This is a genomic window from Methanomassiliicoccales archaeon (assembly GCA_013415865.1).
In the GTDB taxonomy this organism is placed as follows: domain Archaea; phylum Thermoplasmatota; class Thermoplasmata; order Methanomassiliicoccales; family UBA472; genus MVRC01.
The window spans coordinates 191,511-212,489 of record CP058896.1; the positions used below are offsets into that span (position 1 = coordinate 191,511).

Here is a 20,979-nt window from a genome sequence, read left to right on the forward strand (position 1 = left end):
TGAGGGCATTGACCTAATTAAATAATTTGCCATAAAGAATCGTTATGCCAGTGAATGAATCGGGTCTTCTTTGGTCGCCTTTCATCCGTCTATTTATTTATATACGATAGTACAGTTGAAGCATGTGAACGTCGATAATGTGCTGGCCTCGGTCGAGAAGCGGATGAGGTCCGTCCCCGGAATAATCGACTTCCAATATCTGGACGAGGATTTTAGAAAAGAAATCGCAACAGCGGAGAACGCCTGCGAGGCCAATGGTGCCTGCGGAGGCCTGATGCCCTTTGTAAACACGGGCGTCTGGGAGACGCTCCGAAGGAAGTATTGCTTCATAATCGTCATAAGATCGAGCATCTCATTGTTGGAACCTTCAAAGGATCTCGTATACATCATGGATAAAAGAGGACAGATCATAGGGGAATATCTGACACCAGAGCGAAGGGAGGAATATCACGGTAGAAATGATGTACAGTTCTTTGGTGAAGATTTCGTCCTGTACCTTGACGTTCAACCTGAAGGTGAGCCGTTCTTTGTATTACCGGAGATACCATTCCATTTCTTAGATGACGTCGATGGTGTCATCGATGTTACGTCAGGTTCGATCTCGACCTTGAGCGACGATATCATCAGGAAGAAGCTTGGACATTTAGATTCCAAACATTGGACGCATCTGGTCGGGTTCAACATTGAGAACGAGGGTGTGTGAGATAGAGGAACAAGATTACCGATGATAAAATGGGCGCATAATAATAAACGATCAGGCCCATTTCTTTACCTTCATCACGATCTCATCCAATTTCGCCTGGGAGATCGTTGTTCCTCTTACAACACCAGTGATTATCTCCTTGATCTCGCCCTTGGTGCCGATATTCTCCTTCTTTGGCATGACGACCCTCGTCTTGACACCTATCTTCGCGAAATCCTCGAAGTCCACAGGGGCCTGGCACACTATCACTGCTGGCAGATCCACATTTCTAAGTATGAGCCTTGCCTTGTAGATTATATGGTTCTTGACGTTGCCAAGATGGATCAATGCCACCTTGAACTGCTTGATCCTATCGATCTCTATCTGGTCAAGACCGAACAACGAGCTGGTCGACGCATCTGGAGCATCAGCAGGCACACCTGACCCTGCGTTGATGACGATCACGGATGTCTCAATGCCTTGCTCCCTAAGCTCATAAGTTATCTCACAGACGGGCTTGGTGATATGTCTCTTGCCTGGGCCCATCGCAACGGCGACCACCTGCCTTCCGGATTCCGATATCGTGGCCCTTTGTGCCAGCGACCCTCCTACGCCCAGACCTCTTGATTCTCTGCATTCGACGAAGCGTGTCTTTCTGCCAATGCTCTCCTTCACTTATTCCCCTCGCTTGACACAGGTTGCTCTTGGCATGACGCATACTCCGCAAGCTCGCCTTCGGTCATCGAGGCGACTATCTCTTTTGGAGAACCGATGGCAACGATCTTGCCTCCTTTCATCATCGCCACCCTGTCACAGCAATCGAGCACAAAGTCCATGTCATGCGAGACTATAATAAATGTCTCCCCGAGCTCCTTTCTCGCCATCAAGACCGATTTGGCCACGGAGTTCTTTGTGATCGGGTCCATCGTACCCGTAGGTTCATCAAGTATGACAAACCTCGGCTCCTGTATAAGGACACGTGCCAACGCTATCCTCTGCTTCTCTCCGACAGAAAGGTTGTCCGGATATGCATAAAGTATTCTGTCGATCTCCTTCGAGGTGAACCCTATGCCCGACAGCACCTGGATGACCTTCATCTTTGCCAGTTCAGCTGGTAATTTCATCCCGATGCAGATCGTAAGGTTCTGAAGGACGGTGTTGAATGGATATAGCGAGTATTCTTGATGCAAAATACCTATGTAAGGAGTGGCACGTCCCCTGCCCTGCTCCCCCATCTCAGACATGTTTATCCACTCGTCCCCTATACGGACCGCCACAAGTCCTCCGGTGGCCGGTGTTATTCCAGAGATCATGCGGGACAATGTCGTCTTTCCTGCGCCAGAAAGCCCGACCAGGCCGAATATCTCCTTCTCTTTGACATCGAACGAGACATCATCTACCGCTTTGACGACACCTCTCATTATCGAATAATAATATTTCTTGGCATTCTCGACCCTGATGATGACATTGCCAACGCTGACGTCCATCATCTCATCGGTCTTCTCGAAGCAGACCTCGAACTCCTTGGTGACGTCCTTTGGGGCCCCATGTTTCATCACTTCTCCGCTCTCGAGCCAGATCGCGCTGTCAGAAAGACGGTTGATGGCCTTTGGCCAGTGCGAGGAAACGACCATGGCCATGTTCTTCTTTTTAACAGCATCGTTCAAGGCCTTGTGCACCATCTCGGCGGTCTGAGGGTCCAGGGTTCCGGTAGGCTCATCAGCCAAGAACAATATCGGGTCCTTTGCCAATTGTCTCGCCAACACGACCCTCTGCTTTTCTCCTCCAGAAAGGTCGCGGGCTATGTGCATCGTCCTATGCTCCATGTTCACGAGCTTCAAAAGCTCGATGGCCCTTTCTATCTTGTCCGCGTCATTGATCCTCGGGCCCATGGCCTCGAATATGTTCTCTATGACGCTGTTCTCACCATACAGCGCGAATGTCCTTTGGAGCATGATGGCGATCCTCTCTTTCATTGCCATTCGAAGAGGGTCCCTCTCTGGCAAGTTCCAGAAGTCGATCTCCTTTATTGTCGTGTTCGAACCGCATCTGCTGCAAGGGGCGCCTCTCTTAGGGATGTCCAACCTTCCGCATTTTTGACAATGATTTACCCTATAGATTATGCGTCCTTGGTCAGGTCTGTAATCATTGCTCCCCCTGAGGATGTGTATCAGGACCGACTTTCCAGCTCCGCTCCTTCCAATTAGGCCAAGCGTCTCCCCCGGTCTCAGGGTGGCACTGATATCTCTGAGGACCAAGTTTCCATTAAAACTCTTGCTGATGTTATCAATTATGACGAAAATCTCATTGTCCTCAGGCATGGGTTGCTGAAAAGAGTCTAGCACTAATATACTTTTCTATACCCTGTTAAGATAAGCTACCCAGATGATTAAAATATTGTTAATACGAGTTCACAATGTTTATATGGATGGATTATATATCCATCCATAATGTCCATGGCTTTCAATTCATATTTTGCAGGTGGCCCGACCCCCAAATATTCCATGTATCATATATGGAAAGCTTATCAGGTCATAGATAAACGTGGGCCCATCGGGAGAAAGGCATTGGCGGAGGCATTGCAGATAGGGGAGGGGTCCATAAGGACCATCCTTGACAAGATGTCGCGCGAAGGTAGCATAGAGAATACCAGAATGGGAACGGTGATAACTGAAAGAGGTAGGAAGAGGTTCGAGAACTCGGGGATCTTTGTCGCCCAGGTGGACCTTCAGGACCTAACATTGGGGAAGCATAATTGCGCTGTGCTCATAAAAGGGATGGGCTACAAGATCAAGATGGGGTGCGAGCAGAGGGACGAGGCGGTACGTTCAGGGGCTGTGGGTGCAACCACACTTATCGTGAAAGAAGGAAAGATGGTGTTCCCAGGCGATGAGGACTTTCCAGACCAATCACAGGTGGCCCCCTTGAAAAATGTGTTCCGGATGGAAGATGGCGATGTGATCATAATTGGGACGGCCTTCAGCTATGATGCTGCGGAGAAGGGTGCTGTGACCGCTGCGTTGGCCCTGAACAATCAATCTAGGAGATGTTGGACAGAAGGGACCACTCTATTAAGCCAGGACACAGAGGCGGATGACCTCAAATGTCTTTGTCTGGCAATCCATGAGCTTTTGAACCGTACCCCAGTGACGATGAGGAGCAGGAACAGGCATGGGGTCAGGTGTGAGGACGGAGAGGTGGTCGACACAAACTTCACAGGACCGATGCTTGAGGAGGCTCTGAGGCGAGGACAGATCATCAGGAAGACGGCCAACACTGGCCCTTTCCGAGGCATGCCTGTCGTCGTGGTTCCGATAATGAGAAAGAAAGAAGCGATCGCGGCAATAGGTACATTGGATATCAGTAAGGCCACGGTCTATGAGATGATGTCCAAGAGAAAGGAGAGGGTATGAGCATCGCTATCCCGACCTGATTTTCATTTTTTGTTTCGGTTGATCTTCAATGAAAACTCTAAGATCTTGGTCGCAGAACCATTTCTTTTTGGTGACCTATTAGTGATCGCGAATCAGGAAAGGGCGGTCGAGCTCGACTTCCTCCAAGATTTTTTATTGTTATCCTTAAAGGATAGATATTACTGATATTTCAGATAAATCAGAATTAATTAATATCTATACTTCATATCTATGTCTATGTCACAAAAAGGGTCATGTGTCCCTATGGATTACAAGGTAGAGGGCATCACGACCATCGATGAACGAGGCCAGATGGTTCTGCCAAAACAGGTTAGACAAGCAGCGAGAATTATGCCCGGAGACCGCTTGGCTGTGGCGATCGGTCATCGCGAAGGAAAGGTCTGTTGTATCCAATTGATCAAGATCGAGATGATCAATCAGAAGATCGAAGAGCTCCTTTAAGGTGATAGGATGGTCATGTTGAAAGCTGGCACAGAATTGACAACTGCTGATAAGATGGAGCATCTTCTCATCAGGCTTGGGTATAAAAGAGGGGAGCACAAGGTGGAGCCAGGTCTTTATTCACTTGGAGATCCCACAGATATGTCCCCAGTGTTTGTTACAGCGAATTATAAATTGAGCTTCGATGCATTGAGAACTGGACTTAAAGGTATGGACGCGTATATCTTGGTCCTTGACACAAAGGGAATCAATGTCTGGTGCGCCGCTGGAAAAGGCACATTTGGTACGGAAGAACTTGTCGCACGTATCAGCTCGTCTCGCCTTGAGGAGATCGTTAGACATAGAGAGCTGATCCTTCCCCAGCTCGGAGCTCCTGGCATAGCTGCCCACGAGGTAAAAAGAAGAACGGGGTTCAATGTGATATATGGACCTGTCCGTGCCTCGGATATAAAAACGTTCATGGAAGGTGGAAAGAAGGCAGACGAAAAAATGAGGACCGTTACTTTCCCCATGAAAGAGCGATTGGTGCTCATTCCCGTTGAGCTGAAGAATTTTTTCATCTATGCTCTGGCATTTTGCATTCTTGGTTATCTTACGGCCGGACCCTTCGGATTGATGGTCGTTCTATCCATCTACCTAGGGGGTCTTGTCCTGTTTCCTATTTTATTCCCTTATCTTCCAACGAAGGACTATTCGACAAAAGGTATGTTCGTAGGAGGGTTGATCTCCATCCCGCTCATTGCGGTGGCGCTATGCAAATGGAAAGGAATTGACACCATAGATTTGGTTGCGTATGAAATATCGATCGTATTATACTCGCTCGCATTCACTGGGTACCTAGGGCTCAATTGGACCGGCGCGACCCCTTATCCATCAAGAAGCAGTGTCCGACGAGAGATATTCAGATATATACCTGTCATGGCCTTGTTCGCCATCGTCGCTACGGTCCTTACTTTGCTCGCCGCACTATTTAGGTCAGGGGGGTGGTGAGATGGGCTCAGGATGTGATTGCAGCAAGACAGTTCGTGCCCAGGTTAATACATTGCGATATGACATGAACAGATGCGTGAACTGTGGCAGATGCTCCCAGGTCTGCCCTCACAGGGTCTTCGCGCCTGGGGACTTCAAGGCTTCGCTGGTAAATTATGAGCGATGTATGGAGTGCGGAGCTTGTATGACCAATTGTCCCGTTGGAGCGATCAAAGTGGACAGCGGGGTCGGATGTGCATATGCGATGATCACGTCTGCATTATTGGGAAGGAAGGAAGTGACCTGTGGAGAGGATTGTTGCAGGTAAATCTGGCAGACCATAGAAAAGATAATTATGGGGGGGCCCAGATTCGGCCTGTATGAGCGAAGATGTGGTCCTTAACGTCGACCCAGGTGCTTGCAGGTTCAAAGGGACGGTGACCTGTCATTTCAATGGGGACAAGGTGTCTGTAAGGTTGGAATGCGGTTGTCCATATGTTAGGAAACTGGGCGAGTCGTTGAGGGAACTTTCGGTGGAGGACATCATCCACATGCCGTTCGGGGAGAACAAGGTGTATATTCATGGTGGCAGGACCCTTAAACATTCTGTATGCCCCTATCCCATGTCCATATTGAAATGCGCTGAGAGCTGTGCGGGATTCGCATTGAAGAAGGATATGCACATGGAATATGGCAAGGGACCCTAAGATCGGATCGGGCTTTTTATCGCCCATCCGAGAGGAACTCGTCTATCTTCTCTGACCATATCACAGCATGGGGCCCTGCCAAGTACATTGCAACGAGCATGGCCTCCCTTATCTCGTCCTTTGTCGCCCCCAGCTCTATCGCTCTCCTGGCATGGACGTCTAGACACTCTTCGCATTTTAGAACGCAGATGACGGCTATCGCGATCAGCTCTTTCTCCTTGTTGGAAAGATTTCCGTCCTTGAATATTGTGTTCTTATAACGATAAAGGGCGTTGATGACCTCAGGCTGTTCTTTCATTATCTGTGTCAAGCTCATGATGGACACGAGCGGTACACTTGGATATATTACTTTCAAATCGTAGAACAAGGTCTGGAATGAGAGATTAGAAATATCTTGGTCCCCTGTACATATTTGGAGATGGGGAATGATCGAACTCAGTGACCTATATGGAAAGGAAGTCTTGAGCTCCAATGCGAAATTGATCGGGGTCGTCGAAGATGTGGCGTTGGACCTTGCAAATTGGAAAGTGCCAGCAATCGGAATAAAGATAAACAAGGGAAATGAACTTTATCTCAACAAGAAGAAGAAACTGGTGGGCCAACAGGTTGCCATGGTCAAGGTCGAAGCGGTCCGGTCCATCTCGGACATGGTGACGTTGAACGTTGAGATGGAGAATATGGGCAACACCGTCCTTGAGGATTACAAAGCACAGAACACCCTAGAAGACCAGGTTGGGAAAAGAGTGCTCGACAAGAGCGGAAGGGAGATCGGCACAGTAAAAGATTTTCAGATTGACATGGAATCGAGCTGGTCCATACCGATGTTCGAGGTTGTGGTAGATAAGGTGCTTGTAGACGAGCTTAAGGTCAAAAAGAAGATCGGGGTGAAGCCCACGATCAAATTGAGGACCTCCGATGTCAAGAACGTTGCGGACGTGTTCTTATTGGGCATCGATGTGGGTGGCATAAAGGACTATCTGAGCAAAAAACCTGCCTCACGTGTAGATTGAACATCATGCCAAATAAGATGGATAATAATTATTAAGTTCCAACCCGTTCACCGCCCCGATGTCGTCTTTAGAAACTGCAATTGACATCATCAAGGGGATGAAGGGGACGCTCAAGGTCTTCCCGCTCGACATGGAGACGAGAGAAGGTGTCGCCAAAGTAGAGCGTTGTATCAAATCCCAGATGGGGATGGAGGTTAAGAATGAGGGCGTCGAACAATGTATGCAGAGAAAACACGTCCTTTGCATCTTGAAGAATAAGGATTTCAGACCTCCTCCGGAACCAACGGTATTGATGATGGCCGATGATGGCATAGTCGTTGGTATCGAGGTCATACCTGGTGAAAGGGAGAAGTATAAAAATAGGGACAATGTCCTCTGGCTCTGCGAAGATTTTGTGATCTTCATGGATGTAAAGCCCCAAACTAGGGAATATTTCTTCATGCCCCCGGTATCATTCCCAGAGCTCGAGTCGATACCTGGCGTATCACGAGTCGTTTCATGTTCACCATCGCCTTTGGGGGATCTGGTGGTAAAGAACAGATATGGCATAGAGGATGACCCAAAGAACGCTACGATCTTTGTCGGGTTCGACAGTGAAGATTAAACTGCCTGGAAATGGTCTGAAGTGAAACAATTCTTTCCGACCTTTCTGATCAGATGATTAAAAAGATCGCGAATTTCGTCCCCGATAGAGATTAAAAAAGGTTTTCATCCGACTCCATAGACGTCATAAAATTTCGCTGTTGTCTCATATAGATATTTCCCAATGCCTGCTGTTGTGATATGTCATCCATGTATCTTCATGAAAAATAAGCGAAATAATGAATAATCAAAAATTGTCGGACCTGATATCATCGTAGCCGAAAAAACGCTGATGGTATCTATTCGGATATCTGGTGTTCTCAGGGCTCGTCAGATATGATTATGCCTGGCATTTATCCTATGATAAGGAGGCCCCGATAATCCTCATAAGGCTTGAGAATTCAATCATGCCCTGACATCTCAAGAAAAATGAGCGATATCTTGTCGGACAGAATGTAAGGTGCAATAAAAAGAAATGGAAAGGTAAAGGGTTTGATGCTCAGCCTCCACCACTTGGGGTGGCGTAGGCATGCCGTTCCGCCTTCATGAGCTCTTCCTTCATGCGCTCTATCTGTTCGATGGAGAGCCCTTCCGCGCGGTCCTTGACCGAGGATGCCTTGTACTCGCCCTCCGAGGCCGGTTCCAGGTATTCGACCCTGTAGACTAGCTTGTTGTCGAGCTCGATCCACTCGACCCCTGACTCGGAATACTTGTCGACGACCTTTCCGACGGTCCCGGTGTTCTTGTACCTGGCGAAGTCCCCAATCTCCATTGGACCACCTTACTTCGCGGGTATGATGACGGTCCTCTCGCCTGCTGGCATGAACTCGCGGAGACCGCCGCGGCCGAACTCCTTCGTGATGTTCGCGAAGTCGAACGGGAGGTTCTTGTCGGCGAAGGCGATCTTGATGAGCGGGTTGCATGCGTACGCATCCCCACGCGCAAAGTGCGGGGCTCCTGCGATACCAGCATATCCGGACAGGTGACCGACGTTCATCGCGTAGTTCGGGTAGTTCGGTCCACGGAGCTCGTGGGGCAGACCCTCATCAGACCTGTACGACAGCGAGTTCGCTGAACCGCACTGGTCCTGCAGGTCGTATCCGTAGAACCCGAGGCGGCCTAGGCGCTCACGGTGCTGCAGCATTGACAGGTACCAGGCGTTCACACCAGCGTTGGCGTTGGCGGTCGCCATGGCGACTCCGATACCGGTGGCGGCAGCTGCGACGGTCGCACGCTGGGAACCTCCGAAGTGGGCCTCCATCGCGGCCGGGTAGCGCTCGTACATCTCGAGGGCGTAGGAGTTGATCTCCGTTCCGAGCTTCTCGATCAGGTCCATGGTCGGCTTGCTCTTGCAGAAGCCACCGTACTTGGACTTCACGAGGTCTGCGGCATAGTAGACATAGTCCTCGAGGATGTTGTCAGTGTAAGCCGCGGTAGCATACTGCGTGAAGCCGACACCTCCAGACATGTACGATCCAAGGTAGATCTGGTCGAAGATGACCGCACCGAGCGCGACTACCTCAAGGGCTGCGCGGCATGGGTCGTCCGGGTATTTCCTGAACGACTGTGACATATCTGCAAGGAATCCGAACGGTATGCCACCGGGCTCGTTCGGGCCACGTGCACGGCGGGCCGGCATCATGGTACCCATCTCAAGCACGGACGCGTGCTTCGCGGCGTAGGCGAAGTCGGCGATCGCTGCCTCACCGGCGGCAAGCTTGTAGGCGCTGATGAACGACATCGAGATCTGCATCGCAGACCACCTGGACATCGTACCTCCATCGCAGACGCGGCCGACTATGGTCGGGCACCTGATGACCTGCCACAGGGACTTTCCAACGGCCTCCTTAAGCTGCTTGGCCTGGTCCGCTGGGAACTCCTTGTTGATGTTGATCACATAGGGCTTGTCGATCTCGTCTATAAGCTCGTCGTCTCCGGAGAAGACCTTAACATAGCAGTCCGCGGTAAGCGCTGGGCTGCACTCGGCCATGTGCTCCTGAACGACCGCGCCACCAGGCATAGCATGGTTGACGGTCTCCAGGTAGTGGTTGATGGTCTCTGGGGTGACTTCCTTACCTAGCCTCTTCTCAATGACATTGTGTGCCGTGTCGAGGCCGGATATGACCGTCCTGCGGATATCGTCCCAGCACTGCTGCATAGCAGCGTTGTTGACAAAGTGCAGGTCATCTGCCTCGACATAGATGTCAGTGTGGTTCAGCTGGTATGGCATCAGGACACGCTGTCCGAGAGGGACACCGATATCCTGGTTCATCATCGGGATGCCCCTTTCCTTGGCGATCTTGTTAGCCTGCTCAACCCACTCCCTCTTCCTCTTCGACTGCTTCCAGCCTCCGAAGGTGTAGTAAGTGGTGTTGACCTCGGTCGGGGCCTCCTTGAACTTCTTCTTCATTGCTGCCATGAACAACTTGTCTTTCTCTTTGGCCATTGTGATCACTCCTTAACGGCGAACGGCTGGAAACCGCACAGGGTCCTTAGCCTGTGTATCCGAAGGTTCTGGCTCATGACCTCGGGGTCGTCCCTCATGTCCACGTCATCAGCGCGGAACATCGTGGTGTGCGCCTTCAGCCACTTCTCGTCCATGGGCTTGCCGACGGAGATCGGCTTGTCCAAGGGGATGGCGACCTGGTCCTTCACATACTCAACCTCGCCCTTCTTGGCGTTCCAGCGATACCTCTGCCATGCATCGAACATCAGGCCGTTCTCATCAAGGCGGCAAGCGTGCCCGTGCACGGTCGCGCCACGGATCCCGGTCCTGGCTGGGTCAAAGGTCTCGTTGTCGATGTATTCCTTAGCGACCTTCTCTAGGTCCCTCTCACGCATCTCGATGATCTGCCTTCCGGACAGAGTACCGGTATCGATACCCCTTATCCTCGACATGTACATCTGGGCCCTGACATATGGGATGGCCGGCGCGAAGTATACGGAGTCAGTGAACTGCACGTACCTGATCCTGTCTCCCTTCTTGGCTCCCTCTATCGGGGTGACCAGCTGCCTTATCGGGCAGTCGGGCTCGGTGCCCTCCTCCAGTGGCGGGTGGATCGACTTGTAGTCCTCACCGGGCTTCCTGTGGCCCAATATGCGGACGACGTCATCCATCGCGACATCGCGGAGCTTCTCGAGCTTGTAGTTCGGGTCAATGAACTTGCGCCTGTTCTTCGCAGGCGTAGTGGTTCCTGGGTAGAATTGCCTCTTGTATGCCATGATTTTCACCTCATCTTCTTATAGTCGGTGACAGTCGGCTTGAACTTGTTATATCTCCCCACCTCAAGGCTGAACCCAAAGGGCAGGAGCTCTTTGCAGACCTCCTCGATCTTGGCCATGGCCTCATCGATGTGCTCGACGTCGTCGATCTCAACGAATATGCGTCCGACCATCAACCTTAGGTCAACCTCGGATCCCTTCACCTTGATCTTCTTCCTCTCAGTGTGCTCGTTCGGCAGACCTTTGCCTTCTCCGGCCGTCAATTTGTCCGGAAGCGATTCACCGCTTACTGTGATGTGACGAACATGGGGAACATCGTACACTCTGTTCAGCAGTTTCTCGGTGGTCTCCGCCTTCAGAAGTCGGGCGGGGAATATCAGGATCTCAGGCAATGGGACCTGTTCTTGTAGGGTAGTTCTAGCCATTCTGTTTCACCTTAGAAGTTCTTCTTGATCTTCTTGGCCTCCTTACCGACCATCTTCAGGGGTGTCTTGAACTCAGGTATGTCTCCGAAGACATCCTTCATCAGGCTCGAGGTCGCCTCTGCCGAGAACATCTGGGTACCAGCATCGAGTGCGCATCCTGCGGCGATTACCGGGATGACTACGCCCTTCGCGTGCTTGGTAACGACGTGGTTCCCATGGAACAGACCTGGGCCCCCACCACCATAGATCGAGTGGCTGAAGAATGACATACCGACCGAGGTACCCATCGAGCGTCCGTAGTCAGCTCCTGGCAGGGAGGTCTCATGCTCCAGCAGGTCGTTGTAGTACAGAATTGTGGACGGGATACCCTGTGCTGCCCTTGCGGCACCGATGTTGACCATGATCGCGGCCAGCATACCAGCGGACGCGTAGGCGTTCCAGAGCGGGTAGTCGTTGGTGGTCATCTCGACGAATCCAGATGCCATCTTCTTTCCCTTCTTGATGACCTTGTCCTCAAGTGCGCGCTCCACGAGGCTCTCGACGACGGTACCGACCGTTCCGGTCTTGCCGTTCGCCTTGACGAGGTCGTAGACCATGTTGTTCGCGTTCAAGCCCTGGTAGGCAAGAGCGAGAAGCTGCTGGCGCTCAAAGGGTCCGATCGCATCACCCATCTCAAAGGCGGCCGCCTGCTCGAATATGGCCGCGATGGCTGCTGCGTTCATGGCGTTCCTGCCCGTCAACATGACGTAGTGGTTGGCCATGACGTTCCTGAGGGCGTAACCTGCACCCTCGTTCAGCTGCGGAACATCCAGGATCGTCTTCATGACCGATCCGAGGAAGTTCAGCGTCTGCGGGTAGCGTCCCCAGATAGCTGCCTTGACCATGCTCGCCTGGAACATGTCCACATCGAACTGGTCAATGATCGCCTGGGTGAGCGCTGCCGCGGCTGCGGTGAATCCAGTTGTATATTCAGCACCGGCTTCGAGCCTTGCGGTCGGGGTGATGATTATCATCTTCTTGCCGTCGGCAAGCAGATTGACCTCAGTGTCATCATCCTTGTTGACCTTCAGGATGTCCTTTACCCTCTTTGCTATCTTTTCTCCGTTGGCCACTATCGGAAGGTCCATCTCCCTGCCCCTGAGGGTGCCGCCTCCGACCTTTGCCTTCTTGAGCGCTCCCTCAAGTGCGGCAAGATCGACCGCATTGACCCTCTTAGCAAGAGATACGGTCCTCTTAATGGCCGGGTTGTACAACGGGCTGATAGCCTCGAGAGGGACATCCTTCTCGATCAGTTTGCCCCTGTCGTCGTACAAGTCTATTTTGTCCTTGTATTTTGCCATTTTATACCTCCTTTCTCTAACTCAATTCTCATTGAAGCTCAATCGAAAATCAATTGCTCCTCAATGAAAATTGGCTCCCCTTGCGGGCTAGGAATTCTCTTTTTGCTAATATAAACTTGCGCTTGGATGGATAAACCATCCACCATTAACAATAGGTAAAACATGTTCTAAGGCCAGACAAAAAATGCTCTATCTTAACAGCTTAAAAAAAACAATCGTTTAAGGCCGTTAAACGCATCCTATTTTAACGCCCTTAAGTTAATATTTCACCTTTCTTGATTTTAGGCATCCTGCAATTCTTTCAAAGTATATAATACCTTTAACGAGTCACTTCGTTTCAGGTCGAAGGATGTCTCTCTCAACATATCCCTCAAAGCTTTGACAGTATCAGGAGGCAGTTCCTTTTCAGCTATCTTGAAAAGCGCAGCATAAGTCCTTCGAGGATAGAATATCTTCTTCATATGATCGATGAGCATCTGTTCCTGGGTGATCTCTATCACACGCTGTTTGACTGCATTTGAAAGGAAAAATCTGATATTGACAAGCGGCTCCGACAATGGATAGTATGTCTCTGGATCAAAGACCAACGCGACCTCATCGTCCCCTTCGATCACACCATCCCTGTACATTTCGAATATCTTCCCCACCCCGATCATACCAAGATCTGCCAGTTCCGCTGCCCTCAATGCGCCCATGCTGCCACCACCGACCACAGTGATCCCTTTTTTCAACAGGGAGATGATCTCCCTATGGCCCACGGAGGACTCGCTAGAGAAGACCCCGTCTATTATCCCGACGTACCTCACATCATCGCTTAATCTCGGGATATCCCCTCTTCTGATGGGAGGTAGATAAATGGCATCGAGGATGGACTTCGCCTCCTCGTGTGAAATGCTCATGCCGACGAATACCGCGGTCTTCATCTACCACACGCTCTCATGAGTCTAGCACCTACCCTGTCAGGGTCTATTGCGAATATCTCGGCCCCAGGAACAATGACCCGCACTACCGGGATGCCCAGTTCCTTTCTGGTCAGATCACAGACCAAGACCTTGTCCAGACCAACCCTTGAGAGTCTTCCCGTCAGGACATTTATATCTTCAAGTATGTCATTGGTCGATAGGTTTTCCAGGTCTACCAGGTCCCTCCTCTGTCCACTGTCCTCGAACCATAGTCTATTGATCCTCTTCACGCGTTCATAACCAAGAGCCCGGTTCCTGTCCGCATGGACCGTGTCCTCCCTGGCCCCATGTATCTGGGTCAGGCGGCTTTGTGCCACCTCGATAAGTGCCTTTATGGCGGCGACCTCTGGATCTGGATTAGCTCCGATGCCAAGCGTCAGAAGACCTGGGTCCTTTGTCTCGATGTCGTCAGCCGCGACCGCTACAACAGGCATGCCGATATCGCTGGTGAGGTCCTTGAAATGAAGCTCTATGCCTTTGTCGGTGAACATGCTTGCCACCTTCTCAGCTCTCGTCCCAGATATGTCAAGGTCAGAGTTCACCCTCCTCCTCCCTTCGCATATGGACCAGGCATCCCTCTCGATGACCTCACAAAGGCCATGCAAGATCGCCTCCTCAATATTATTACCTGATGCCAAACCGTTGGTATTGGAACGGAAGAGCTGGAGGTCCGCCCTCGGATAGTACGGGTGAAAAACCGCACAGGCAGGTACTTGGATTTCTTTTCCTGAGCATATATCGAACGCCGGGACCCACGCTATCGGGTATTGTGAAAGCTGATATCTGACCGCCGGAGGGATGATGAGCTCCATTGGGTCCAATGCTCCCACCATGTCTTTGACCCTTTTCCAGACAATGATCTCATCCCACATCTCTGCACTATAGCGCTCGATGCCTTCCATTATAGCCGAGACCTTCGCCTGCACGGGGGTAAGCCCTTTACCGTTGTAAACGGAAATGGCCCCTCCTTTCGCCTCCGGTCTTATACTTGAGAACACATAGATGCCCACCCTGTCCAGCCCAGTGATGTCAGCTATCCTCGTGATACCAGCGATCTTTCTCAAAGGTTCGATCCTCTTGAGAGCGTCTTCTGCCGCGACAGTCCTGTCCCCATGTTGATCTGGGTACTTCGGCCTGCTGACAAGCTGCATCATCGGGTGTAACGTGGTCGATTGATAAATCATTAGTCCCCTCAGACCGCATTGCTAGCGAGCATATCCAGTTCTGCATCGGGATTTAGGACCAACCTTTCAATAAGAATGTCCACTTCGACGTTCTGTATGCCAGATATCTTAAGGATCTTGCTCTGTATGAGCTCATAGAGGAGGTCGACGCTCTTGGTGTACACCTCGCATATCAGGCTGTGGTCACCGAAGACCTTGTAAATGGTCTGTATCTCCTCAAATTTCCTTAGCTCTTCGATGGCATGGTCGATGAGATTGCCTGATACTCCAATACCTATCAGGGCCCTCATCAGCCCCAGCTTTGACAGGTTTGTCGTCAAGGTATAACTTGAGATGTATCCTTCTTTTTCAAGTCTTGATATTCTCCTGGATACCGTGGCCTTGGATGTCCCTGTCTTTTCTGCTATTACTCCCAAGCTCTGTCTGGAATTTTCACGGAGCATCCTGAGGATCTTGAGGTCTAACTCGTCCATGGGCTTTTCCCCAAGTTCATTTTACATGAAACGTTGTTACACATTATTGTATGTTCATGCTAATAATGTTTTACGATCAAGAAATAGACAAAAGATAAAATGATGAATAGGGTTTGTTTGGATTTAGGACTTCGCCCTTGACTTCGGGATGGCGGACTGGGCCATCTTTTCTATCGCGGCCACCGTACCTTCAAACTTGTTCCATGGTATGCCTACCAACATCTCATCGGGACTTATATCGCTGGTCTTACGGCATCCAAAGCATCCGAGGGATATGTTCACGTTGCCTGTGTCGATCGGTATCACGGTCGAATCCACGCAGGATGCTTGTACCGCGGCCATCTCAACGGTGACCCGTCCACCTTTGTCATAGGTCTGGGCGGCCGGTATTATCCAGAACATCTGCTCGGGCTGCCCTACGACGACCACCACGTCCGGCTTGACCAATGCCTTGCTCAATGGGCTCACCACGGTAGCGATAGTGGAGCCGGTGGGCAATGATGGGCGTACCGACATCGTTCTTGCGGCCGCTTGGTCCGTATCGTACATTCCCATGTTATGATGGAACTCTCCAGACCTGACCTTCTCGGGCAATGGGGTCTCTCCTAGCGCAGATGCGCCGACTGGACATGCGTTCTTCTCAGCTGGAATGCAAAGAACGGCCCCTTTGCGCGCTTTCATTATCGACTGACAGTGCCTCATGGCGCTGTCGACGACCTGATATCCCTCAGGTATGCTCTGGCCCTTTTTTATCAAGGTCACTGCCACCGGTTCTGTCTTTAATCCCAAAGCATCCACCAACTTTTTTGACAGTTCTGCATAATTGGACACGGTTAACACCATGAAAAGGACCGGCTCAGCGATTATTAATATCTGTCGGATTTTTCAGATAGTGCCAGCACTTATAGCATTTCTGTTCGTTGCCGATCATCTGGTATTATTTTTTATTGACCGCGAGGATGACCCATCTGTCATAGAAAGGGTCCCGGTCGTTCTCGAACACTTTTACCTTTCTCCCTTTCGGGCACCATCTTTTCACCATGTCCGCCTCTTCTTTCGTCTCGACGGTGATCAGTGTCGATGATGACAGCGTGAACGCATCATCGATGATCTGCTTCCAGAGGAACGAGTTGAACTCTGCTATCTTACCGGCCATGAGGACCAGCCCGTATTCGACCGGGTCGATGTACATCCTTGCTCTGGTGCCATCGATCCTCATGGTCTCATGATGGTACAGACGGCCTTCGTGGAGCCCTCTTGACAACAATGAAGGGTCCAGATCATAGGACACCGCTCTCATGCCCAGCCTATGCAATGCCGCGGAGCCGAGGCCAGAACCACAGCCTACATCAAGACAGACCTTGTCCTTTAGCTCCCCGTCAAAGGACCGTCCGATCAACCAGGCAACGTCAAGCATCCTCTTTTCATTAAAATCCTCAAGGGCCGGCTTGTTCTCAGACTCGAGCAATATCGAGAAATATTCTCGGGTGGCCGCAATGAAATCAGACCGCTTTGTGCTATAGACCTCCAGATCGTACCTTTCAAGGGCTTCTATCAACGCATCGGTCGGTTCTCTATGTAGCAGGGAGATGGCATACCATCTATCCGCCTTGACGGCCATGGCTATCGGCCTCTCTTCCTCATCAATTATGACCCTGGCTTCCTTTCCATCTATCGTCAGGAACTGGTCGGTATAGACATTGTCGATGAGCCATTCATATGCCGGTTCAAGGAAGAAGACCTCGTCGAGCCCAAAAAGCGTCGCCACCATCATCTTATCGGCCCCTGGACCGACGCCGCGGTAGAATAAGTTATCCATGGTCCTTCGGTCAAAGGAAGTCCATCATCCTTCTTTCATACTCGGCCATCAGGGCTTCCCGATATTCCTTCTCCTCTCCATCGGGGACCATGAACCTTGCCTTCACCCTTGTCATGAGCTCGTCGGCGATGGCCGATCTCTTATCCAACCTCATCTTCATGACCTCCTCCAGGATGCGGTCCAATCCTGGAATGACGGCGACCTTATCCTTAAGCACCAACCTGTCGCTCAATACCTCGACACCCAAGGAGGAGCTGCATCCTATGCACTCTATGTTTTCTTTTTTCATCATAGACCCTCCTGCCAGCATCCAGGCCGTTATTATACTGAGGGGGACGTGATATAAGGTTTATGGTCTTTGGTCCGCTGTTTTCATTAAAGGCCGAGGGGCATCAGCATCAGTTAAAAATAGAGATACCTCGTTCCCCCAGGATTGAGAGAATGAGATTGGCCGTGGTAGGAACTGGATATGTCGGCCTTGTGACCGGGGCATGCTTCTCCCATCTAGGGAACGATGTCACGTGCATAGATGTGATAGAGGACAAGGTCAAAATGATAAATTCAGGGAAGGTCCCGATCTTCGAGCCAGGCCTAGAAGGTCTTGTGACGGAGGGTCTTGCCTCAGGCAGCTTGAGGGCGACCAGCGATTTTTCGGTCTTGAGAGATGTTGATGCCATCTTCATATGTGTAGGGACCCCTTCGTTCGATGATGGCTCTTTGGACCTCAGGTATGTGAAGGAGGCCGCATCGCTCATAGGGGATGAGATATCAAAGAGCGATGGGTACAAGGTGGTGGTCATGAAGAGCACCGTTATGCCAAGGACAACAGAGGATGTCGTCATTCCAATTTTAGAAAGCTCATCAAATAAAAAGGCAGGTGAGGACTTCGGCGTCGCGATGAACCCTGAGTTCCTGAAGGAGGGGGCGGCCGTGCAGGATTTCCTCAGGCCAGATAGAATAGTGATCGGGGCTATGGATGAACGCTCCTTGAGGGTCGTTGTCGACCTATATCGTGGTTTTGACTGCCCTATACTGAAGGTCCCTTTGTCCACGGCCGAGATGATAAAGGTAGCGTCGAACGCTTTCCTTGCGACAAAGATCTCCTTTGTGAATGAGATGGGCAATATCTGCAAGGAGATGGGAATAGACTTCAGACAGGTCGCTGAAGGGATGGGCATGGACCCTCGGATCGGAAAGCTATTCCTCAGAGCTGGATGCGGTTATGGGGGCTCCTGCTTCCCAAAAGACCTTGAGGGGATCATCGCAGAGGCAAAAAGATACGATGTGAGCACGCATATTTTGGAGGCCGTAAGGAAGGTCAACAAGGACCAGCCGATCAGGCTCGTGAAGATACTGGAGAAAAAGATGGACGTAAAAGGTAAGAACGTCGCGGTGCTGGGGCTGGCATTCAAACCAGATACTGATGATATCCGCGAGGCGTCATCACTGACGATCGTAAAGGAGCTCCTCTCCAAGGGGGCCAGGGTGAGGGTCTACGACCCAAAGGCCATGGAGAACTTCAAAAGGCGTTTCCCAGAGATCACCTATTGTGCCACCGCCAAGGAGTGTGTCACCGGGGCGGATGCTGTAATGATAGTGACCGAGTGGAAGGAGTTCGCGGACCCTGCTCTGTATGGGGAGGTCCCTGTTATTGATGGTAGGGGCGTCGTCAGAACGAAGAACTATGAAGGCATTTGCTGGTGAACAGATGAAAGCAGTAATTCCAGCGGCGGGTTGGGGCATCAGGTTCCTTCCGTTGACCAAAGAGCAGCCTAAAGAGATGATCCCGGTCGTGGACAAACCGACGATACAATATGTGGTCGAGGAGGCATTGGCCGCAGGCATCACTGATATCGTCATTATAACAGGCCGACATAAGCGCGGCATCGAGGACCATTTCGACAGGTCATATGAGCTTGAGGCCGTCCTTGAACGTGGCAACAAGAAAGAGTATCTGAAAAAGGTCCGTGACATATCCAACATGGCCGACATACATTTCATAAGACAGAAGGAGCAACGAGGCCTTGGGGATGCTGTGCTCAAGGCCAAGCAGCACATAGGCGATGAACCTTTTGCAGTGATGCTCGGCGATACGATATACAGGTCCAAGGTGCCGGTGGTCAAGCAGCTCATGGATGTGCATAAGAGGACCGGACGGTCGGTCATCGCGATAGAACCTGTCCCAAGAGAGAAGGTGAAGGATTACGGGATAATCGCAGGGAGAAAGGTCGATGAGGACCTATATCTGATCGATGACCTTGTTGAAAAACCGCTCCCAGAACTTGCACCATCAGATCTGGCGATAGCGGGAACTTACATCTTGACCCACGAGATCTTCGAAGCGATCGAAAGGACGCCGCCTGGTCTGAACGGGGAGGTTCAGCTCACTGATGCCCTTCGGTTGCTGAGGAAAAAGCAGGAGATCTATGGATGGAGGTTCGAAGGAAAACGTTACGACATAGGGGATATGATAGGTTGGCTCAAGACGCAGGTGGAGCTCGGCCTTCTTCATCCTGAGTACTCAGCGGCCCTGAAGGAGCACATAGAGTCGCTGCTCAATAAGGAAAAGGAGATTGATAAGTGAGCAGGCGAATGGACATGAGGTTACAGGACATCCTTAGGGACAATAGGGTGATAATTACAGGCGGAGCGGGGTTCATAGGTTCGAACCTGGCAGAGGTCCTTGCAGAGAAGAACAAGGTGTTTGTGTACGATGACCTCTCGAGCGGAAAGGTCTCGAACCTGGACGAGCTGGACGTCGAACTGATCGTTGGGAGCTTATTGGACCTCGACCTTCTGAGAAGGTCGTTCAAAGGGATGGATTATGTCTTCCATCTTGGAGCGATAGCCTCGGTGCCAAAGAGCATCCAGGACCCGATAAGTTCGAACCTCACGAACCAGAATGGGACGTTGAACGTGCTCACGGCCGCAAGGGACTGTGATATCAAGATGGTCGTCAACGCCTCCTCCTCATCGGTATATGGAGATTCTTCTTTCTTGCCAAAGAAATAGGATATGATGCCAGACCCCATATCGCCATATGCTGTCTCAAAGCTTGCGGGTGAGTATTATTGCAAGGTCTTCACTAAGGTCTATGGGCTCCCAACGATCTCCCTCAGGTTCTTCAATGTCTTCGGGCCAAAACAAGACCCGAGCTCCGAGTATGCTGCCGTGATACCGAAGTTCATCGATATGTCGAGGAAGGGCAAGCCTCTCACGATATACGGGGATGGAAATCAGACCAGGGACTTCACATATGTCCTGGACGTCGTACAGGCGTGCCTCAAGGCAGCGGTTGCCAAGGGCTGCGGCGGTATGGTCTTCAATGTTGCCAGGGGAGAGGCCATCTCTCTCAACGATCTTGCAAGGATAATTTTATCAAAATTCGGGAAGACGGTCGAAGGGAATGTTGTTCACCTTCCGCCAAGGAAGGGAGATATCGTGCATTCGGTTGCGGACATCTCACTGGCGAAGGCCATGATCGGTTTCATCCCAGAGTTCACCGTAGAACATGGTATAGACCAGATGATCAGGCACGGATAGGTGGATGGCCTATTTGTCTAGTTAATGTAAAGAGATGGCGAGACTGGGATCGGTGACCACATAAAGCAGGGATATGTGCCATGGGACCTTGATCTTCGTGTTGAAAGACCTTAGGGAAATCTTTTTTTTCCGACAAGCGGATCAATGGATGAGCGGTCCAAAGGATGGACCAAGATCAACTATCCC

The 20,979-nt window shown here is 50.9% G+C and carries 24 protein-coding genes and 1 pseudogene; 11 read left to right on the plus strand and 14 right to left on the minus strand.

From position 1 onward, the window contains the following. Positions 1 to 115: 115 nt before the first annotated feature. Complete coding sequence (locus HPY73_01000; protein ID QLH74163.1) at positions 116 to 703, plus strand: hypothetical protein; 588 nt, start codon at positions 116 to 118, stop codon at positions 701 to 703. A 51-nt stretch (positions 704 to 754) separates the two neighbouring features. On the opposite strand, the gene mcrC is transcribed toward HPY73_01000, so the two are convergent. Both mcrC and atwA read right to left on the minus strand, forming a co-directional pair. Further along, positions 755 to 1,357: a methyl-coenzyme M reductase I operon protein C gene (mcrC, locus tag HPY73_01005; GenBank protein QLH74164.1), complete on the minus strand. Its 603-nt coding sequence runs from the start codon at positions 1,355 to 1,357 to the stop codon at positions 755 to 757. Beyond that, positions 1,354 to 3,003 carry a methyl coenzyme M reductase system, component A2 gene (gene atwA / locus HPY73_01010; protein QLH74165.1) on the minus strand — a complete coding sequence of 550 codons (1,650 nt, stop codon included), beginning with the start codon at positions 3,001 to 3,003 and terminating at the stop codon, positions 1,354 to 1,356. Before atwA ends, mcrC begins: the two co-directional genes overlap by 4 nt. A gap of 621 nt (positions 3,004 to 3,624) precedes the next feature. On the opposite strand from atwA, the gene HPY73_01015 reads away from it, so the two are divergent. The 5 genes from HPY73_01015 to HPY73_01035 all read left to right on the plus strand — a co-directional run bounded on the left by HPY73_01015 (position 3,625) and on the right by HPY73_01035 (position 6,233). Continuing rightward, positions 3,625 to 4,095, plus strand: coding sequence for a DUF2111 domain-containing protein (locus tag HPY73_01015; GenBank protein QLH75594.1), 471 nt, complete (start codon positions 3,625 to 3,627; stop codon positions 4,093 to 4,095). Positions 4,096 to 4,359: 264 nt separating this feature from the next. Continuing rightward, positions 4,360 to 4,557: an AbrB/MazE/SpoVT family DNA-binding domain-containing protein gene (locus tag HPY73_01020; protein QLH74166.1), complete on the plus strand. Its 198-nt coding sequence runs from the start codon at positions 4,360 to 4,362 to the stop codon at positions 4,555 to 4,557. 9 nt (positions 4,558 to 4,566) lie between these two features. Further along, positions 4,567 to 5,547, plus strand: a complete 981-nt coding sequence (locus tag HPY73_01025; GenBank protein QLH74167.1) for a carbon monoxide dehydrogenase — start codon at positions 4,567 to 4,569, stop codon at positions 5,545 to 5,547. A gap of 1 nt (position 5,548) precedes the next feature. Beyond that, positions 5,549 to 5,854, plus strand: coding sequence for a 4Fe-4S binding protein (locus tag HPY73_01030; protein QLH74168.1), 306 nt, complete (start codon positions 5,549 to 5,551; stop codon positions 5,852 to 5,854). A gap of 52 nt (positions 5,855 to 5,906) precedes the next feature. After that, entirely contained in the window at positions 5,907 to 6,233 is a 327-nt protein-coding gene (locus tag HPY73_01035) for a hypothetical protein (protein ID QLH74169.1), read from the plus strand. A gap of 16 nt (positions 6,234 to 6,249) precedes the next feature. On the opposite strand, the gene HPY73_01040 is transcribed toward HPY73_01035, so the two are convergent. Continuing rightward, complete coding sequence (locus tag HPY73_01040; protein QLH74170.1) at positions 6,250 to 6,549, minus strand: carboxymuconolactone decarboxylase family protein; 300 nt, start codon at positions 6,547 to 6,549, stop codon at positions 6,250 to 6,252. Between the two features lie 109 nt (positions 6,550 to 6,658). On the opposite strand from HPY73_01040, the gene HPY73_01045 reads away from it, so the two are divergent. Both HPY73_01045 and HPY73_01050 read left to right on the plus strand, forming a co-directional pair. Further along, the gene (locus HPY73_01045; protein QLH74171.1) at positions 6,659 to 7,243 is read left to right on the plus strand and encodes a PRC-barrel domain-containing protein; all 585 of its coding nucleotides are present in this window, start codon (positions 6,659 to 6,661) and stop codon (positions 7,241 to 7,243) included. 58 nt (positions 7,244 to 7,301) lie between these two features. Then, positions 7,302 to 7,847 (plus strand): hypothetical protein, encoded by a 546-nt coding sequence (locus HPY73_01050; GenBank protein ID QLH74172.1) that lies wholly within the window; start codon positions 7,302 to 7,304, stop codon positions 7,845 to 7,847. Positions 7,848 to 8,324: 477 nt separating this feature from the next. Here HPY73_01050 and HPY73_01055 read toward each other — a convergent pair whose 3' ends face one another. The 11 genes from HPY73_01055 to HPY73_01105 form a co-directional block, all read right to left on the minus strand. Continuing rightward, positions 8,325 to 8,597: a DUF2098 family protein gene (locus HPY73_01055; protein QLH74173.1), complete on the minus strand. Its 273-nt coding sequence runs from the start codon at positions 8,595 to 8,597 to the stop codon at positions 8,325 to 8,327. A 9-nt stretch (positions 8,598 to 8,606) separates the two neighbouring features. After that, positions 8,607 to 10,271, minus strand: a complete 1,665-nt coding sequence (gene mcrA / locus HPY73_01060; protein QLH74174.1) for a coenzyme-B sulfoethylthiotransferase subunit alpha — start codon at positions 10,269 to 10,271, stop codon at positions 8,607 to 8,609. 5 nt (positions 10,272 to 10,276) lie between these two features. Beyond that, entirely contained in the window at positions 10,277 to 11,047 is a 771-nt protein-coding gene (mcrG, locus tag HPY73_01065) for a coenzyme-B sulfoethylthiotransferase subunit gamma (protein ID QLH74175.1), read from the minus strand. 5 nt (positions 11,048 to 11,052) lie between these two features. Continuing rightward, on the minus strand, positions 11,053 to 11,472 hold the full coding sequence (mcrD, locus tag HPY73_01070) for a methyl-coenzyme M reductase operon protein D (protein QLH74176.1): 420 nt from the start codon (positions 11,470 to 11,472) through the stop codon (positions 11,053 to 11,055). A gap of 11 nt (positions 11,473 to 11,483) precedes the next feature. Further along, positions 11,484 to 12,812 (minus strand): coenzyme-B sulfoethylthiotransferase subunit beta, encoded by a 1,329-nt coding sequence (mcrB, locus tag HPY73_01075; protein QLH74177.1) that lies wholly within the window; start codon positions 12,810 to 12,812, stop codon positions 11,484 to 11,486. Positions 12,813 to 13,093: 281 nt separating this feature from the next. After that, positions 13,094 to 13,735 carry a TfuA-related McrA-glycine thioamidation protein gene (locus HPY73_01080; GenBank protein ID QLH74178.1) on the minus strand — a complete coding sequence of 214 codons (642 nt, stop codon included), beginning with the start codon at positions 13,733 to 13,735 and terminating at the stop codon, positions 13,094 to 13,096. Further along, on the minus strand, positions 13,732 to 14,925 hold the full coding sequence (locus HPY73_01085; GenBank protein QLH75595.1) for a YcaO-related McrA-glycine thioamidation protein: 1,194 nt from the start codon (positions 14,923 to 14,925) through the stop codon (positions 13,732 to 13,734). The genes HPY73_01080 and HPY73_01085 overlap by 4 nt, the downstream gene beginning before the upstream one ends. A 41-nt stretch (positions 14,926 to 14,966) precedes the next feature. Continuing rightward, complete coding sequence (locus HPY73_01090) at positions 14,967 to 15,431, minus strand: Lrp/AsnC family transcriptional regulator (protein ID QLH74179.1); 465 nt, start codon at positions 15,429 to 15,431, stop codon at positions 14,967 to 14,969. Positions 15,432 to 15,554: 123 nt separating this feature from the next. Continuing rightward, entirely contained in the window at positions 15,555 to 16,274 is a 720-nt protein-coding gene (locus HPY73_01095; protein QLH74180.1) for a DUF169 domain-containing protein, read from the minus strand. 94 nt (positions 16,275 to 16,368) lie between these two features. Further along, positions 16,369 to 17,250, minus strand: coding sequence for a hypothetical protein (locus HPY73_01100; protein ID QLH74181.1), 882 nt, complete (start codon positions 17,248 to 17,250; stop codon positions 16,369 to 16,371). 10 nt (positions 17,251 to 17,260) lie between these two features. Further along, positions 17,261 to 17,542, minus strand: a complete 282-nt coding sequence (locus HPY73_01105; GenBank protein QLH74182.1) for a hypothetical protein — start codon at positions 17,540 to 17,542, stop codon at positions 17,261 to 17,263. A gap of 149 nt (positions 17,543 to 17,691) precedes the next feature. Here HPY73_01105 and HPY73_01110 point away from each other — a divergent pair, with 149 nt between their 5' ends. The 3 genes and pseudogenes from HPY73_01110 to HPY73_01120 all read left to right on the plus strand — a co-directional run bounded on the left by HPY73_01110 (position 17,692) and on the right by HPY73_01120 (position 20,793). Next, complete coding sequence (locus HPY73_01110; GenBank protein QLH74183.1) at positions 17,692 to 18,954, plus strand: UDP-glucose/GDP-mannose dehydrogenase family protein; 1,263 nt, start codon at positions 17,692 to 17,694, stop codon at positions 18,952 to 18,954. A gap of 4 nt (positions 18,955 to 18,958) precedes the next feature. Beyond that, positions 18,959 to 19,834 (plus strand): UTP--glucose-1-phosphate uridylyltransferase GalU, encoded by an 876-nt coding sequence (gene galU / locus HPY73_01115; GenBank protein ID QLH74184.1) that lies wholly within the window; start codon positions 18,959 to 18,961, stop codon positions 19,832 to 19,834. 14 nt (positions 19,835 to 19,848) lie between these two features. Continuing rightward, positions 19,849 to 20,793, plus strand: a pseudogene (locus HPY73_01120) (NAD-dependent epimerase/dehydratase family protein). Positions 20,794 to 20,979 lie beyond the last annotated feature (186 nt).

Excerpts from the sequence above, each read along its gene's own strand:
- HPY73_01080 (QLH74178.1), bottom strand. The coding sequence starts at position 13,735 with ATGAAGACCGCGGTATTCGTCGGCATGAGCATTTCACACGAGGAGGCG.
- mcrG (QLH74175.1), bottom strand. The coding sequence starts at position 11,047 with ATGGCATACAAGAGGCAATTCTACCCAGGAACCACTACGCCTGCGAAG.
- HPY73_01105 (QLH74182.1), bottom strand. The coding sequence starts at position 17,542 with ATGATGAAAAAAGAAAACATAGAGTGCATAGGATGCAGCTCCTCCTTG.
- mcrB (QLH74177.1), bottom strand. The coding sequence starts at position 12,812 with ATGGCAAAATACAAGGACAAAATAGACTTGTACGACGACAGGGGCAAA.
- mcrA (QLH74174.1), bottom strand. The coding sequence starts at position 10,271 with ATGGCCAAAGAGAAAGACAAGTTGTTCATGGCAGCAATGAAGAAGAAG.
- galU (QLH74184.1), top strand. The coding sequence starts at position 18,959 with ATGAAAGCAGTAATTCCAGCGGCGGGTTGGGGCATCAGGTTCCTTCCG.
- HPY73_01090 (QLH74179.1), bottom strand. The coding sequence starts at position 15,431 with ATGGACGAGTTAGACCTCAAGATCCTCAGGATGCTCCGTGAAAATTCC.
- HPY73_01025 (QLH74167.1), top strand. The coding sequence starts at position 4,567 with ATGGTCATGTTGAAAGCTGGCACAGAATTGACAACTGCTGATAAGATG.
- HPY73_01055 (QLH74173.1), bottom strand. The coding sequence starts at position 8,597 with ATGGAGATTGGGGACTTCGCCAGGTACAAGAACACCGGGACCGTCGGA.
- HPY73_01085 (QLH75595.1), bottom strand. The coding sequence starts at position 14,925 with ATGCAGCTTGTCAGCAGGCCGAAGTACCCAGATCAACATGGGGACAGG.
- HPY73_01030 (QLH74168.1), top strand. The coding sequence starts at position 5,549 with ATGGGCTCAGGATGTGATTGCAGCAAGACAGTTCGTGCCCAGGTTAAT.
- atwA (QLH74165.1), bottom strand. The coding sequence starts at position 3,003 with ATGCCTGAGGACAATGAGATTTTCGTCATAATTGATAACATCAGCAAG.
- HPY73_01040 (QLH74170.1), bottom strand. The coding sequence starts at position 6,549 with ATGAGCTTGACACAGATAATGAAAGAACAGCCTGAGGTCATCAACGCC.
- HPY73_01050 (QLH74172.1), top strand. The coding sequence starts at position 7,302 with ATGTCGTCTTTAGAAACTGCAATTGACATCATCAAGGGGATGAAGGGG.
- HPY73_01095 (QLH74180.1), bottom strand. The coding sequence starts at position 16,274 with ATGGTGTTAACCGTGTCCAATTATGCAGAACTGTCAAAAAAGTTGGTG.
- mcrD (QLH74176.1), bottom strand. The coding sequence starts at position 11,472 with ATGGCTAGAACTACCCTACAAGAACAGGTCCCATTGCCTGAGATCCTG.
- HPY73_01110 (QLH74183.1), top strand. The coding sequence starts at position 17,692 with ATGAGATTGGCCGTGGTAGGAACTGGATATGTCGGCCTTGTGACCGGG.
- HPY73_01015 (QLH75594.1), top strand. The coding sequence starts at position 3,625 with ATGGAAGATGGCGATGTGATCATAATTGGGACGGCCTTCAGCTATGAT.
- HPY73_01020 (QLH74166.1), top strand. The coding sequence starts at position 4,360 with ATGGATTACAAGGTAGAGGGCATCACGACCATCGATGAACGAGGCCAG.
- HPY73_01045 (QLH74171.1), top strand. The coding sequence starts at position 6,659 with ATGATCGAACTCAGTGACCTATATGGAAAGGAAGTCTTGAGCTCCAAT.
- HPY73_01100 (QLH74181.1), bottom strand. The coding sequence starts at position 17,250 with ATGGATAACTTATTCTACCGCGGCGTCGGTCCAGGGGCCGATAAGATG.
- HPY73_01035 (QLH74169.1), top strand. The coding sequence starts at position 5,907 with ATGAGCGAAGATGTGGTCCTTAACGTCGACCCAGGTGCTTGCAGGTTC.